This is a genomic window from Pseudomonas sp. R32 (assembly GCF_009866705.1).
GTDB classification, from domain to species: Bacteria; Pseudomonadota; Gammaproteobacteria; order Pseudomonadales; family Pseudomonadaceae; genus Aquipseudomonas; species Aquipseudomonas donghuensis.
In genome coordinates, this window is sequence record NZ_CP019396.1 from 4,162,029 (window position 1) to 4,177,237 (window position 15,209).

General features: G+C 64.4%; 9 protein-coding genes and 2 tRNA genes. 5 read left to right on the top strand and 6 right to left on the bottom strand.

Annotation, left to right across the window (positions count from 1 at the left end):
- Positions 1-59 precede the first annotated feature (59 nt).
- The 3 genes from nirD to PspR32_RS19275 form a co-directional block, all read right to left on the bottom strand.
- Positions 60-425, bottom strand: a complete 366-nt coding sequence (gene nirD / locus PspR32_RS19265) for a nitrite reductase small subunit NirD (RefSeq protein ID WP_159389031.1) — start codon at positions 423-425, stop codon at positions 60-62.
- The gene (gene nirB, locus PspR32_RS19270; RefSeq protein WP_159389032.1) at positions 425-2,983 is read right to left on the bottom strand and encodes a nitrite reductase large subunit NirB; all 2,559 of its coding nucleotides are present in this window, start codon (positions 2,981-2,983) and stop codon (positions 425-427) included. The genes nirD and nirB overlap by 1 nt, the downstream gene beginning before the upstream one ends.
- A gap of 275 nt (positions 2,984-3,258) precedes the next feature.
- Positions 3,259-7,044: a bifunctional nitrate reductase/sulfite reductase flavoprotein subunit alpha gene (locus PspR32_RS19275; protein WP_159389033.1), complete on the bottom strand. Its 3,786-nt coding sequence runs from the start codon at positions 7,042-7,044 to the stop codon at positions 3,259-3,261.
- Positions 7,045-7,341: 297 nt separating this feature from the next.
- Between PspR32_RS19275 and map the strand changes: the two genes are divergently transcribed.
- The 3 genes from map to PspR32_RS19290 all read left to right on the top strand — a co-directional run bounded on the left by map (position 7,342) and on the right by PspR32_RS19290 (position 11,615).
- Positions 7,342-8,130 carry a type I methionyl aminopeptidase gene (gene map / locus PspR32_RS19280; RefSeq protein ID WP_010224243.1) on the top strand — a complete coding sequence of 263 codons (789 nt, stop codon included), beginning with the start codon at positions 7,342-7,344 and terminating at the stop codon, positions 8,128-8,130.
- Between the two features lie 99 nt (positions 8,131-8,229).
- Positions 8,230-8,928: a DUF1266 domain-containing protein gene (locus tag PspR32_RS19285; protein WP_010224245.1), complete on the top strand. Its 699-nt coding sequence runs from the start codon at positions 8,230-8,232 to the stop codon at positions 8,926-8,928.
- Entirely contained in the window at positions 8,925-11,615 is a 2,691-nt protein-coding gene (locus tag PspR32_RS19290) for a DUF805 domain-containing protein (RefSeq protein WP_036996574.1), read from the top strand. Before PspR32_RS19285 ends, PspR32_RS19290 begins: the two co-directional genes overlap by 4 nt.
- Here the strand turns inward: PspR32_RS19290 and PspR32_RS19295 are convergent.
- From PspR32_RS19295 to PspR32_RS19305, 3 genes are all read right to left on the bottom strand, one after another.
- Positions 11,609-13,300: a molecular chaperone HscC gene (locus PspR32_RS19295; protein ID WP_159389034.1), complete on the bottom strand. Its 1,692-nt coding sequence runs from the start codon at positions 13,298-13,300 to the stop codon at positions 11,609-11,611. The genes PspR32_RS19290 and PspR32_RS19295 overlap by 7 nt on opposite strands.
- A gap of 157 nt (positions 13,301-13,457) precedes the next feature.
- Positions 13,458-13,534: transfer RNA gene (locus tag PspR32_RS19300), tRNA-Asp, on the bottom strand.
- Positions 13,535-13,550: 16 nt separating this feature from the next.
- A tRNA-Val gene (locus tag PspR32_RS19305) sits at positions 13,551-13,626 on the bottom strand.
- A gap of 159 nt (positions 13,627-13,785) precedes the next feature.
- Between PspR32_RS19305 and rdgC the strand changes: the two genes are divergently transcribed.
- The gene (rdgC, locus tag PspR32_RS19310; protein ID WP_010224252.1) at positions 13,786-14,706 is read left to right on the top strand and encodes a recombination-associated protein RdgC; all 921 of its coding nucleotides are present in this window, start codon (positions 13,786-13,788) and stop codon (positions 14,704-14,706) included.
- A gap of 175 nt (positions 14,707-14,881) precedes the next feature.
- A complete protein-coding gene (gene sugE, locus PspR32_RS19315; RefSeq protein ID WP_010224254.1) occupies positions 14,882-15,199 on the top strand; it encodes a quaternary ammonium compound efflux SMR transporter SugE in 318 nt (105 codons plus the stop codon).
- The last annotated feature ends 10 nt before the right edge of the window (positions 15,200-15,209 follow it).

Genomic DNA, 15,209 nt, shown 5'->3' on the forward strand with positions numbered 1-15,209 from the left:
TCCCACAGGTACTGCATACCCCAGACACTGTGGGGGCTGGCTTGCCAGCGATGAGGCCATCAGCAGCGCCCCAACTCTATCTGCTCACCACTGATGCGCACCGGCCACACCTGCAAGGCCTGCTGCGGATCCTCCAGGCAACGCCCGTCACGCAAGCAGAAATGCTGCTTGTACAACGGTGCCGCCACCACCAACTCGCCCTTGAGCTCCCCCACCAGCCCGCGGCCGATCACATTGGCCCCTGACTTGGGGTCGTGGTTGTCCACGGCAAACAGTGGCGTGGCATGCCCGGGCAGGTAGAACAGCGCCACCTGGCGGCCGTCGAACCACACCACCACCCCGGACTGGGCGATCAGGTCGGCACGGCTGCAGACCGCCTGCCAGTGTTGCGCCTGAACAGTTATCGCAGCGTTGGACTGGCTCATCAAAGCACCTCCTCGGTGGTCGGGATCAAGTGAAGTTCGCCAGCGCCAATGGGCCGGCGCTGGCCGCGCTCGCGGACAAAGTGCACCCCCGGGTCCGGGCGCTGGTCGTTGACGAAGGTACGGAAGCGCTTGAGTTTCTCCGGGTCTTTGAGGGCATTGGCCCACTCGCACTCGTAGCGGTCGACCACCAGCTGCATCTGCGCTTCCAGTTCTGCGCCCAGGCCCAGGCTGTCGTCGAGGATCACCTGCTTGAGGTAGTCCAGGCCGCCCTCCAGGCTTTCGCGCCACACCGAGGTGCGCTGCAGCTTGTCGGCGGTACGGATGTAGAACATCAGCACGCGGTCGATGATGCGGATCAGGCTGGCGTCGTCCAGGTCGGTGGCGAACAGTTCGGCATGCCGCGGGCGCATGCCGCCGTTGCCGCAGATGTACAGGTTCCAGCCTTTCTCGGTAGCGATCACGCCGATGTCCTTGCTCTGTGCCTCGGCACATTCGCGGGTGCAGCCGGACACCGCGAACTTGAGCTTGTGCGGCGAACGCAGGCCCTTGTAGCGGTCTTCCAGGGTCAGGGCCATCTGTACGCTGTCCTGTACGCCGTAGCGGCACCAGGTACTGCCCACGCAGGACTTCACTGTGCGCGTCGACTTGCCGTAGGCGTGGCCGGTCTCGAAGCCTGCGGCAATCAGTTCGGCCCAGATTTCTGGCAATTCATGCAGCTGGGCGCCGAACAGGTCGATGCGCTGGCCGCCGGTGATCTTGGTGTAGAGGTCGTATTTTTTCGCCACTTCGCCGATGACGATCAACTTCTCGGGGGTGATCTCGCCGCCGGGAATCCGCGGCACCACCGAGTAAGTGCCGTTCTTCTGCATGTTGGCCATGAAGGTGTCGTTGGTGTCCTGCAGTGGTACCAGCGACGGGTCCATGATCGGTTGGTTCCAGCACGAGGCGAGAATCGAGCCGATCGTGGGTTTGCAGATATCGCAGCCGACATGGCCGCGACCATGCCTGGCGAGCATCTCGTCAAAACTGAGGATGCCCTCGACCCGCACCAGCGCGTACAGCTCCTGGCGGGTGTAGGCGAAGTGCTCGCAGAGGCTCTTGTCGACGCTGACCCCACGGGCGATCAGTTCATGCTCGAACACCTGCTTGAGCAACGCCGCACAACCACCGCAACCGGTGCAGGCCTTGGTCTGCTGCTTGAGCTCGCCGAGGTCGCCGCAACCGTTGTCGATAGCCGCGCAGACCGCGCCCTTGCTGACGTTGTGGCAGGAGCAGAGGGTCGCGCTGGCGGGCAAGACATCGACGCCCAGTGCCGGCGCGCCGGCCGACTGCGGCAGGATCAGGCCGGCCGGGTCGGCTGGCAGGGCAATGCCGTTCTGCACGTATTGCAGCAAGGTGTCGTAGTAGCTGTTGTCGCCGACCAGCACCGCGCCGATCACCTGTTTGCCGCTGGCATCGACCACCAGCCGGCGATAGGCCGATGCGGCTTCGTCGATAAAGCGATAGCTGCGTGCGCCCGGCGTGGCGCCGTGAGCGTCGCCGATGGAGCCGACATCGACGCCGAGCAGTTTGAGCTTGGTCGACATGTCGGCACCGGTAAAATTGCCAGCGTCTTCACCGGCCAGGGCCGCCGCGACATTGCGCGCCATGCTGTAGCCCGGCGCGACCAGGCCGAATACGCTGCCGTTCCATGAGGCACATTCGCCAATGGCGAAGATCCGTGGGTCGCTGCTGCGACACGCGCTGTCGATCACCACCCCGCCGCGCGGCGCGATGTCCAGGCCGCTGCTGCGACCCAGGGCGTCCTGTGGGCGGATACCGGCGGAGAACACGATCAGGTCGGTTTCAAGAAACGCGCCGCCGTCGAAGTTCATCCGGTAGCGATAGTCTTCACCGGCAACGATGGCCTGGGTCGCCCGCGACAGGTGCACGCCAACCCCCAGGGCTTCGATCTGCGCACGCAAGGCCGCGCCGCCTTCGGCATCCAGTTGCACCGGCATCAAGCGCGGGGCGAACTCCACCACGTGGGCCTCCAGGCCCAGGGACTTCAAGGCATTGGCCGCCTCAAGGCCGAGCAGGCCACCGCCGACCACCACGCCACGGCGGGCACTGCTGGCGGCGGCGCGGATGGCATCGAGATCATCGAGGGTGCGATAGACCAGGCGCGCCGCCCCGTGCGAGCCTTCAATCGGCGGCACGAACGGATAGGAGCCGGTGGCCAGGACCAATTGATCATAAGGGTAGCGCCCGGCGCGGGTGACCACTTCGCAGCGTTCGCGGTCGATCTCCAGGACCGGCTCACCCAGGTGCAGGTGGATGCCGTGCCCGGCGTACAAACCCGCCTCGCCCAGCGCCAGGGTCTCGGCATCACTGCCACTGAAGTACTCCGACAGGTGCACACGGTCGTAGGCGCGCTGGCGCTCTTCGCCGAACACCCGCACCTGGAAGCGGCCCAGGGCACCGCGTTCGATCAGTTGCTCGATGCAGTGATGACCGACCATGCCGTTGCCGACGATGATCAGCTGTTGCCGCGCTTCGATGCTGGTAAACCCATTCATACCCGATCCTCACTCAAGGCCATTCACGGTGGCTTTGCTGCTGGGGGCCAACCCCGAAAAACAAAAAAGGCGCCTGGAGCCGAAGCTCCAGGCGCCTTTGCCTGGTCGTTTTATGTAGTCCCGGTTGCGAATCGCCATTGACCCGCGAGGACGTTGTAAGCAAGCAAAAGCAGGTAGCGTGCCAACTGCCAAAGCCTTTGAAACCGGGGGTTCTACGCTATCCGTCCGGGCCGTTATCGACCCAGGCTGGTGCAGCCCTCCCCCTTATGGGGCACTCAGTAGACGTCGCGCAGGTAGCGCTTGGCGCGGCTCAGTTCGCTGACATAGGCCTCGGCCCGCTCCACACTCATGCCGCCGTGCTGATGAACCGCCTGCTTGAGCGCCGCATCGACGTCCCTGGCCATGCGCTCGGCGTCACCACAGACATACAAGTGCCCGCCCTCCTCCAGCCAGCGCCAGAGTTCGGCGCCGTGTTCGAGCATGCGCTGCTGGACGTAGATCTTCTGCGCCTGGTCGCGGGAGAACGCGGTGTCCAGGCGGCTCAGGTGGCCGTCCCGCTGCCAGGCCAGCAGCTCGTCGCGGTAGTAGAAGTCCGTGGCCGCTTGCTGCTCACCGAACAGCAGCCAGTTGCGGCCTGTGGCACCCTCGGCCTGACGCTCCTGAAGAAACGCCCGGAACGGCGCCACACCGGTGCCGGGGCCAACCATGATCACCGGCGCCGAGCTGTCACTGGGCAGGCGAAAGTGCGCGGTCGGCTGGCTGAAGATTTCTACCCGGCCGGGCTCGCTGCGGTCGGCCAGGTAGGTCGAGCACACGCCCTTGCGCTGGCCGTAACGGACGGTGGATACCGTCAGGTGCACCTGATGCGGATGCAGCTTCTGGCTTGAGCTGATCGAGTACAGCCGCGGCTGCAAGGGTTTGAGCAGGCCCAACCAGCTATCCAGGCTCAGCTCGGGTTTGCACGCGTGCACCAGGTCGATCAGCTGTTTGCCCCACAGCCAGTCCTTGAGCGCAGCCTTGTTGTGCGGTGCAAGCAACTCGCGCAGTTGCTCATTGCCAACCGCGAAGGCCTCGAGCAATGGCGGCGTGATGCGGGCGATCTCCAGGTGCTCCAGCAGCGCCTCGGCCAACGGCATGTCGGCCTGGCCCTTGAGGCTGATGCAGCGGCTGCCATCGAAGCGGGTGGCGGTCAGCAGTTCGTCGACCAACGCCGGGCAGTTGCGCGGCCATACACCCAGGGCGTCACCGGACTGATAAGTGAAACCGCTGTCGCCCAGGTCGAATACCAGTTGGCGGGTTTCCTTGAGCGCGCCGGGGCCATTGAGCAGGCGATTGCCGACCAGGGTCGTTGCCAGCGGCCTGGTTTTACTGAAGCCGGTTGCGGCCGGCGCTGCCACTGGCGCTTCGAGCAGCAGCTCGCCGTGGCCCAGTTTGCCCAGCAGCGCCTGCAACCATTGCCCGGCCGGTTCATTGAGATCGCCCTCGCAATCGACCCTGTCCAGCAAGCGCTCAGCCCCCAGTTCTGCCAGGCGCTGATCGAGCTTGCGACCAAACCCGCAGAACTGTTCATAGCTGGAATCCCCCAGGGCCAGCACCGCATAGGGCACACCGGCGCAGCGTTGGGAGTGCTCACCATGCAGGCCACGCCAGAACGCCGCGCCGCTGTCCGGCGCGTCACCGTCGCCAAAGGTACTGGCGATCAGCAGCAGGCTGGCGGGATTGTCCAGTTGCTCCACAGCCACGTCTTCCATGCAGCGCAACTGGACCGGCAAGCCGACCTGGCGCAAGCGCTCGGCGCACTGTTCGGCCAGGGCCTGACCGTTGCCGGTTTGCGAGGCCCAGAGCAGCAGGTGCTTGTCCTGTACCGAGGCGTGCTGCTGATCGACCTGGACGGCCTCGATACGTTCGCCAGCGACCCGGCTCAGGGCCACCGCGCAGTACTTGAAGGCCGGTTGCAGCGACAGCGGATCGACCGCGTCGCTGGTCAGCGCATTGATCGCCAGGTTGTCGCCGTAGACGTCGTTCCAGTGAAACGGCGCAAAGCAGTTGCCCGCCAGTACCCGGGTGGTGATCCGTGCCGGCAGCAGCACCTGCCCGCGGCGTGAACGGATCTGCACCTGATCCTTTTCAGCGATGCCCAGGCGCTCGGCATCGTCCGGATGAATCTCCACGAACGGCCCGGGGTCGAGCTTGTTCAACGCCGCCACCTTGCCGGTCTTGGTCAGGGTGTGCCACTGGTGCTGGACCCGGCCGGTGTTGAGCACCAGCGGAAAGTCAGCGTCTGGCCGTTCGGCGCTGGGCAGGCAAGGCCGGGCAAAGAAGCGTGCCTTGCCGCTGGGGGTGGGGAAGGCAATGGCAGGCACCTGGCCTTGCGCATCACGCAGCAGGACCTGGCTGACACCGTCGTTGCGATAGCGCAGCGGGCTGCGATCATCCTCGCGTCCGGGTTCACACGGCCACTGCTGCGCTGCCTCACGCAAGCCGGCATAGCTGACGCCGCGCACATCGTAGCCGGTGGCCGGGTTCCAGGCCTGACGCAGCTCGTCGAACACCGCCTCGGCATTGGCGTAGCTGAACGCCTCGGCGTAGCCCATGGCACAGGCGATACGGGCAATGATCTGCCAGTCGGGCAAACTCTCGCCCGGCGCCTCGACGGCCTGGTTCATCAGGGTCAGGTTGCGCTCGGAGTTGACCATCACCCCCTCGCCCTCGGCCCACAAGGCGGCGGGCAGGAGGATATCGGCGTAGCGATTGGTCTCGGTGTCGAGGAAGGCATCCTGGGTGATCACCAGCTGCGCCGCCTGCAAGCCTTCGATCACCTGCTGGCGGTTGGCGACGCTGGCCACCGGGTTGCTGCAGATGATCCAACAGGCCTTGATCTGCCCGGCCGCCAGGCTTTCGAACAGCGCCACCGTGCCGTCACCGGCTTCGCTGCGCAGGCTGCCGGCTGGGATCTGCCAGAGCTGCTCGACGAAGGCACGATCTGCCGCGACCAGCGCCGAACGCTGCCCTGGCAGGCCGGGGCCCATGTAACCCATTTCGCGCCCACCCATGGCATTGGGCTGGCCGGTCAGCGAAAACGGCCCGCTGCCCGGCCGGCAAATGGCGCCGGTGGCCAGGTGCAGGTTGCACAGGGCGTTGGTCTGCCAGGTGCCATGGATGCTCTGGTTCAGGCCCATGGTCCAGCAACTCATCCACTCCGGGGCCTGGCCGATCCACGTTGCAGCTTGGCGGATATCGGCTTCGCGCAGCCCGGTGATGGCGGCGACCCGCTCAGGTGTGTAGTCCTCGAGAAAGGCCGGCATCGCCTCCCAGCCTTCGGTGTAGCGCTGGATGAAATCGGCGTCGCACTGGCCGTTCTGCCGCAATAGATAAAGCAGGCCATTGAGCAGCGCCAGGTCGGTGCCTGGCTTGATCTGCAGGAACAGGTCGGCCTTGGCGGCGGTGGCGCTGTGCCTGGGGTCGACGACGATCAGCCGCGCGCCGGCCTTGAGCCGGTCGAGCAGGCGCAAGAACAGGATCGGGTGACAATCGGCCATGTTCGCGCCAATCACGAAAAACACCTCGGCGCGATCAAAATCCTGGTAACTGCCCGGCGGCCCATCGGCGCCCAGCGACAGTTTGTAGCCGCTGCTGGCACTGGCCATGCACAGGCGCGAGTTGGACTCGATATGCCGGCTGCGGACAAAGCCCTTGGCCAGTTTGTTGATCAGGTACTGGGCCTCCAACGACATCTGTCCGGAGACATAGAACCCCAGGGCGTCGGGCCCATGCTCATCAATAATCGCCCGCAGGCGCTGCGCGGCCTGTTCGATGGCGGTCTGCATGCCGCGCTGCACCGGGTCGCGCTGACGCTGGTCACGCAAGTAGGCGTGCTCCATGCGCCCGGACTCGCGCAGCGGTTGATGGGCGGTCAGGCCCTTGGTGCACAGGCGGCCAAAGTTGCTGGGGTGCTGTTTGTCGCCACTGACCTTGGTCACCCGCCCGCCTTCCACGGTCATGACGATGCCACAACCGACGCCACAATACGGGCACACGCTGCGCACGCTGGTGCTGCTCATCGGCCTACCTCCTGATTGCGCAAACAAAAAGGCGCCCTGCTGCCCCGGCTTGAATCAACAAGCGGGGGCAACACGGCGCCTTTGTCGTGAACGGGGCAATCTGCGTTGATTGCCGGATGTTCAAGCTATAGCAAGGGCCGCGCCAGAATCGGCAAGGCCTTGCTGTGCGGGGCTCGGGCACTCACCGGCGGCTGCCAGGCTGCACCGCATTGGGCCCGCTTGCACCATCGGATGGCACAGCCAGCAGGCGTGGCCGTATCATTGGCGTACATTCAAAGAGACGAAATACCTTCCCCCATGAGCCAAGTGGTCCTGAAAAACGCCGAACAGCTGGCCCTGATGCGCACTGCCGGCCAGTTGCTGAGCCAGGTGTTCGCCCACCTCGACAATTTCATCGCCCCCGGGGTCAGCACCCTGCAGATCAACGACCGGGCCGAGGCGTTCATCGTCGATGTGCTCAAGGCGCGACCGGCGAGCAAGGGCCAGTACGGCTTTGCCTATTCGCTGAACACCTCGGTCGACCACGTGGTGTGCCACGGCGTGCCGCACGCCGACGAGGTGCTCAAGGCGGGCTCCATCGTCAACGTCGACATCACCCTGGAGCAAGGCGGCTACATTGCCGACTCATCGAAGATGTACTGCCTGGGACAGATCGATGCCGCCGCCCGGCGACTGGTCGACACCACCTATGCCGCGCTCTGGCAAGGCATTCGCCATGTGCGCCCCGGCGCGACCCTGGGCGATATCGGCCACGCCATCCAGCGCCACGCCGAAGCCGCTGGCTACAACGTGGTGCGTGAGTACTGCGGCCACGGCATCGGCCGGCAGATGCACGAGGCGCCCGAAGTGTTGCACTACGGCCACCCGGGCAGCGGCCTGCCGCTCAAGCCCGGCATGGTGTTCACCATCGAGCCGATGATCAACCAGGGCGGACGTGGCGTGCGCACCCTCAAGGACGGCTGGACGGTGATCACCCGCGACCGCAGCCTGTCGGCGCAATGGGAACACACCATCGCCGTCACCGCCGACGGTTTTGAAGTGCTGACCCTGCGCGAAGAAGAGCGCGCCATGCTGGCCAGCGCTTAACGCAGCGAATCCGGTTTGCCGCGCACCGCGCGGCTCTCTACAATCCGCGCCATTACGGCCGGCACCCGCACACTCCTCTACCGGCCCCGGAGCTTTTTCATGGAAGAAATCGAGCAGCACTGGCTGTACGCCCTTTCCGCGCCCATGGTCGCCCTCAACGGCGCCAGCTACACCGCGGCGACCTACTTCGAAACCGACGTGGAAGACGAGGCCGACCTGAAAAAGTGGTGGGGCATCAGCAATCGCCAGGAGCTGCTTAAAATCCTCACCATGGCCGACACTGGCCACGCCCAGCAGGTCAAGGACGCCTACTGGCAAGCCGCGCGCTGCCTGCCCAGCGAATGGCAGCAGGTGCTTGAGCTGTTGAGCCCACGCCAACGCATCCAGTACCAATTCGCCCTGCGCACTCTCGCCGACTGCGGCCAAGGCGGCGTACGCGCCTGGGACATCGGGCGCATGAGCTACCTGCTGCGTGCCGGCCTGCGCAAGGGCTACGTCAGCCTCGATGAAAGCCTCTGGCTGCACGGCCGCCTGGCCCTGCGTGCACGCCACTACTACAACGACTGGGACCGCTACCTGGCCGGTTACCTGTTTGGCAGGGCGCTGTGGAACTGCTCCAGCAGCAGCGACGAGGAACTGGCCCAGAACCTGGAACGCCAGGGCAGCGAACACTGGAACCGTTGCATCATGATGAACCTGAGCCAAAACGCCCTGGACTTTTTCGCCAACATTCCTTGGGACCTGCCGCTAAACCTGCCTGAATGCCCCGACACCCTGCCAAAGGATTGCTGGTCATGAGCTGCTGGATTCGCCTGGGCATCGAGCCGACCAACGATCCCGATGTCATCCGCGGCGCTTACCGCGCGTTGTTGCCGCAGCACCACCCGGAAACCGACCCGCAAGGTTTCCAGGCCCTGCGCGAGGCCTATGAGCACGCCCTGCGCCTGGCCCGCGACGAGCAGGATGAGGACCTTGAGCACAACGATCCGGTGCCTGCGCGCAATACACTGATCGAACAGACCATGGCGGACTTCGCCAAGCTGCTCGCCGACCCGACCCGACGCTTCGATCCGCCGGCCTGGCAGGCCTTCATCGATGGTTTCAGCAGCTTGAGCCTGGGTGACCAGGAACAGATCAGCTGGCACCTTTTGTACAACCTGATGGAGGCCGGCCCGTTGTCGCACGCCTGCGTGCAGCTGATGGCCACTCACCTGGGCTGGGAAAACGAAGTGCTGCGTCTGGAGGATCCGCGCCAGGCCGACGAATTCCTCGAAAGTATCAGCGAGCCAGACCCGTTCGACACCCGCGTGATGAAACACTGGTCGGCCGAAGCGCAGGTCGAAGCCCTGTGGTTCGCCAGGAACCTGGATTACTTCTACCATAACCGGCCGCTGTTCGAATTCGAGAGCTTCGCCACCCTGCACACCTGCATGCCGTTCCCGGATGACCAGGCCTATATCCAGCGCCTGCTGGCACAGCTGTGCCAGGCCGGCATCGGCAACACCTGCTTCTTTGCCTTGATCGCCGAGCAACAACGCCAGGCGCCGGACGATATCGACCTGCTGTATATGCTCGCCTGCCAGGCCAGCGACACCGGCCAGGTAGAGCTGGCCCGCCAGTGCTGGACCCGCCTGTGGCGCGAACACCAGTACCCGGAAGCCGCCCGCTGGTTGCTGAACCTGTACGCCAAGCAACAGCCGCAGCGCCTGCCGCTGCTGATCCTGGCCATGGATCGCCTGGATCCGGTATACGAATGGCCGCAAGACCTGAACGATCCAGGGCAGACCTGGGGCAGCCCGTCGCAGCGCCCGGAAACCGTGACGCGCTTGTTCGAAGCCGCGCGTAACGAGCACGAAGGTATCGCCGGGATTTTCGTCAAATGGCGCCTGGACGGCAAAGATGAACTGCCGCTGCTGGCCTGGCTGCTCGACGATCAGCCGGACCGCCAGTTGCAGCGCCTGTACCGCCACGCCTGGGCACTGACCCGCGGTGACAGCGGCCTGCTGCGGCAAATCCTGGACGAACCACTGGGCGATGATCCGCTGGAGATCCTGATCCTCGAAGGCTTCAAGTACCAGGCCGAGCAACAGTTGCGCTGGCTCAACCAGTCGCCGCTGGCCCTGGCCCTGACCGCCTTCATCAACAGCCCTTCGGCGCACCCGCAACTGCCCGAGGTGCTGCGCGAAGACAGCGGCTCGCCGGTGGCCCGCGACTGGCTGCGGCGGGTACGCAGCTACCCGGCCGCAACCCTGCCCAAGCTCACCGAGCTGATCAAGCCGGGCAACCTGATGCCCGAGCCCTATGGCGTGCAGCTGCTTTCGGAACTGGCCGAGGCCGGTATCGAGCTGCCGCGCCCGCCTGCCGATGACGGCCTGTGGACCTGGCACCGGCAGAACCTGTTCATGCTCGCCCTGATCGATGAACCCGAGCGTTGGCTGGCGATGGTGCCGACGCAACTGCTGGCAAGCCTGCCGTATGCACCTGGCCATCCGTTCGCCGGGTTGCAGCAGTTGCTGCTACGCCTGCAGAGCCAGCAAGGCAACGTCAATGGCCTGCTGGGCTGGCTGGACGACAACGATCCGCTGCAGCACTTTATCAGCCAGCGCCTGCTCACCGTGCAACAAGCCCTGGACAGCGCCAAGCTGCCCAGCAACCTGCAACTGTATGCCTGCCTGGAGCACGACCCGCACGCGTTTGACGATGACGTGCTGGGCATGATGGTGCTGTGCGGCATCCTCTATCACGACCCGAGCCTGAGCGCCGAGCAGCATGGCAGCCTGCTGCGGCGCATCTCCACCCTGACCTGCCCGGATGCCTGGTTCGAACCGTTTCGCAGCGGCCTGATCAAGGGCGAACCGGTGCGCCCGCCACGCAAGGTGCTGGAAGAAGACGAGCTGATCAACAGCACGCTGTTCTACAGCATGCTCGACGCCCTCAAGAACCTGGCACGCTACGGCAGCGCCGGGGTACCGCGGGCCAAGGTGCTCAAGGAGCTGCAGCGCGGCAAGGATTACCCGGGCATGGACGCCGGCATTCGCGCAGCACTGACGGCATTGCTGTCGTGGTCTGAGCGCCTGCTGCTGGCCAACACCGGCAGCCAGCCGGTACCGGCCTCGCACCTATGGAAACTGGGCAGCCGCCTGGGTCGCAAGGGCTATGGCGTACAGGTGGTCGGCAGCGTCTTGCTCGGGCCGATCCTCACCCTGACGGCCAGCACCTCGCTCGGGCAGGCCTTCTTCGGCCTGTTGTTCTTCGGCCTGCTCGGCAGTGCCACCCTGCGCCGTCTGCACGATATTGGCCGGGGCATCCCGACGATGATCATCTTCGCGATGCTGCTCCCGTTCCTGCACTTCTTGCCGTTGGTGCTGCTGATACTGCCAGGCGAACCGCTGCCCAACCGCTACGGCGTACCGCCCGTCCATCAGCCACAGGACAGCCTGGACAGTGGCCTGCAAGCCGCCCTGCGGCGGCTCAACGGTCAGTAACGCAGTTCGTCCAGCGCCTCGATGAGGCGCTGGCGAGCGTTGGCGATCTCTGTCGAATGCTGGCCGGCCAGGATCGCGCTGAACTCCTTGAGCCAGTCACCGATCAAGTCGCGGTCATCGCCCAGGGTCTGCGACCAGGCGCGCTCCAGGCGGGCCAGCAAGGTCCGGTTGGGCAATGCGTCGCGCGGGTGGATCTTCAGCCCGGCAAGGCGCGCATGGCTGGCTTGGCGCGCTTCTTCATCCAGCCCGGTAGGGCTGCGATCGATCACGTGGCTGAACTGCTCGCCAGTACCCGGCAAGGTGACATCGACTTCCAGCAGGCCGTTGATGTCGTAGCTAAAGCGCACGTCCAGGCGCTGGAGCTTGCCGTTTGGCGTCAGCGGGACCTTGAAGGAATCGACAAAGATGTTGTCTTCGACACTCGGTCGCTCGCCCTGATAGACCCGGATGCTGATCATTTTCTGTTCAATGTGGGTGCTATAGAACGGCTTGATCCGTGAAGTCGGAATCACAGTATTGCGGTCGATGATCGGCGCAAAGATCTCGCTCTGGTATTCACCATCCACCGCGGCGATACCCAGGGTGTAGGGGCAGACATCGGTGAGGATCAGCTCTTCGATCGCCGAATCGCGCGCCTTGCACGCCGCCTGGGTGGCGGCGCCGAGGGCAACGATGGTGTCCGGGTCGAGGTGGCGGTAAGGCAGGCGGCCGAACAGGGTCGAGACCATCTGCTGGATCACTGGCATGCGCGTGGCACCGCCGACCAGCACCAGGCTGTCGAGGTCACTGGCGCGCAGGCGCGCATCGCGCAGGGCCTGCTCGATCGGCGCACGAATCCGCGCCAGCAAAGGCGCCCAGATCTTCTGCGCACGGGCTTCATCCAGCGACCACTGGCGGCTGACGCCGTCACCGTTCCAGCTCAAGTGCTGCTCGCCCTCGCCCAGTTTGCACTTGAGCTGCTCGATGGCATCGGCAAGGCTGGCCAGGGCCTGGGGCGCAAGCATCGCGGGCTTGAGTTGCCAGTCCTGCAGGCAGGCCTGCAGCAAGGCGGCGGTAAAGTCTTCGCCACCGAGGAAGTTGTCGCCGGTCGAGGCATGCACCTCGATCAGCGGTAGCGCGTACTCCAGCACCGTGACGTCAAACGTGCCGCCGCCAAGATCGAAGATCAGCGTGCGCTCGAACTTCTGCTCGTGCAGGCCGTAAGCCATGGCCGCAGCCGTCGGTTCGTTGATCAGGCGCTGGACTTTCAGCCCGGCAAGCTCGGCGGCAAAGCTGGTGCGCTTGCGCTGCTCGTCGCTGAAGTAAGCCGGCACGGAAATCACCGCTTCGCTGATCGGGCAGCCGAGAAAAGCTTCGGCATCGGCCTTGAGCGAGCCGAGCACCAGCGCCGACAGTTCTTCGGGGCTGAAGGTCTGGTCACCGAGCGTGATCTTTTTTTCGCTGCCCATGAAGCGTTTGAAGGCGGCTGCGGTACGTTGCGGGTGGGTGGTCAGGCGCGAGCGCGCAGCCTTGCCGACCAGGATGCTGCCGTCTTCGTCGAGGCTGACCACCGAAGGAGTGAGCACGTCGCCGAGGGCATTGGGAATCAGTTGTGCCCGGCCATCTTGCCAGACCGCCACCAGGCTGTTGGTGGTACCCAGGTCGATACCCAGCATTGGCGCCGGGGAAGTGCTTGCATCCTGCATGTTCGATCTCTTGCTCAGAAGTGGGGCTGGCACGGAGAAAACAGTAGCGTCCCAGCGTACTGGTGGATTCTGGACGAATTCCAGAAACAAAAAAAGCGACCCTAAGGTCGCTTTCTTTGTGGCTTCCGGGTGTTCAGTGGGCCCTGGAAGCTAAATATGGCGCAGCGGACGGGACTCGAACCCGCGACCCCCGGCGTGACAGGCCGGTATTCTAACCGACTGAACTACCGCTGCGCGATACACTGAGAAGTGGTGGGTGATGACGGGATCGAACCGCCGACCCTCTGCTTGTAAGGCAGATGCTCTCCCGGCTGAGCTAATCACCCTTCGTCTCGGTGTGGCGCGCATTCTACGGAGCACCGCACACTCTGGCAAGTACTTTTTTAAAAAAAATTTTCAGGCGTTCCAAAGACTTAGCGGACTTGGCCTGAAGCGCCCGCTCGGAGAATAATGCCCTCCTTATGTGTTGAGGAGAGATTCACCCCATGTGGTTCAAAAACCTGCTGACCTACCGCCTGACCCAGGACATCCCGTTCGACCCCGAGGCACTGGAAACCGCTCTGGCCAGCAAGCCGGCTCGCCCATGCGCCAGCCAGGAGTTGACCACTTATGGCTTCATCGCCCCGTTCGGCAAAGGTGAAGACGCACCGCTGGTGCATGTCAGCGGTGACTTCCTGCTGATCGCCGCACGTAAAGAAGAACGCATTCTGCCGGGCAGCGTGGTGCGCGATGCGGTCAAGGAGAAGATCGACGAGATCGAAGCCGAGCAGATGCGCAAGGTCTATAAGAAGGAGCGCGACCAGATCAAGGACGAGATCATCCAGGCCTTCCTGCCGCGCGCCTTTATTCGTCGCTCGATGATCTTCGCCGCCATCGCCCCCAAGCAAGGCCTGATCCTGGTCAATTCGGCCAGCGCCAAGCGTGCCGAAGACCTGCTGTCGACCCTGCGTGAAGTCATCGGCTCGCTGCCGGTGCGCCCGGTGACCGTGAAGATCGCCCCGAGCGCGACCATGACCGACTGGGTCAAGACCCAGCAGGCCGCGCCTGACTTCTATGTACTGGATGAGTGCGAGCTGCGCGACACCCACGAAGACGGCGGCATCGTCCGTTGCAAGCGCCAGGACCTGACCAGCGACGAGATCCAGTTGCACCTGGGCACCGGTAAGGTCGTGACGCAACTGTCGCTGGCCTGGCAGGACAAACTGTCGTTCGTGCTCGACGACAAGATGGTCATCAAGCGCCTGCGCTTTGAAGAGCTGCTGCAGGACCAGGCTGAAGAAGACGGCGGCGACGAGGCCCTGGGCCAGCTCGATGCCAGCTTCACCCTGATGATGCTGACCTTTGGCGAGTTCCTGCCGGCGCTGTTCGAGGCGTTGGGAGGAGAAGAAATCCCGCAGGGGATCTGACTTCAAGCTTCAAGCTGCAAGCTTCAAGCTGCAAGAAAGAGCAACAGCCACGCGCGCTGCCTTTGCTTGCAGCTTGTCGCTTGCAGCTGATAGCTTATGCCCCCTGTGAGGACGGCCTCACGACGCACCGCGTGACCATTCCGGGGACGGCCCCATCGCTTGATGGAGACTCTGCATGTCCTGGATCATCCTGTTTTTCGCCGGCCTGTTCGAAGTCGGCTGGGCCGTCGGTCTGAAGTACACCGACGGCTTTTCCCGCCCCCTGCCCACCGTACTGACCGTTGCCGCGATGGTCATCAGCCTCGGCCTGCTGGGCCTGGCCATGAAAGAGCTGCCGCTGGGCACTGCCTACGCAATCTGGACCGGCGTCGGCGCAGTCGGCACGGTGATCGCCGGGATCATCCTGTTCGGTGAATCCATGGCCCTGGTACGGCTGGTCAGCGTGGCGCTGATCATCTGCGGCCTGGTCGGGCTCAAGGTCAGCACCAGCTGACCCTGCCCCG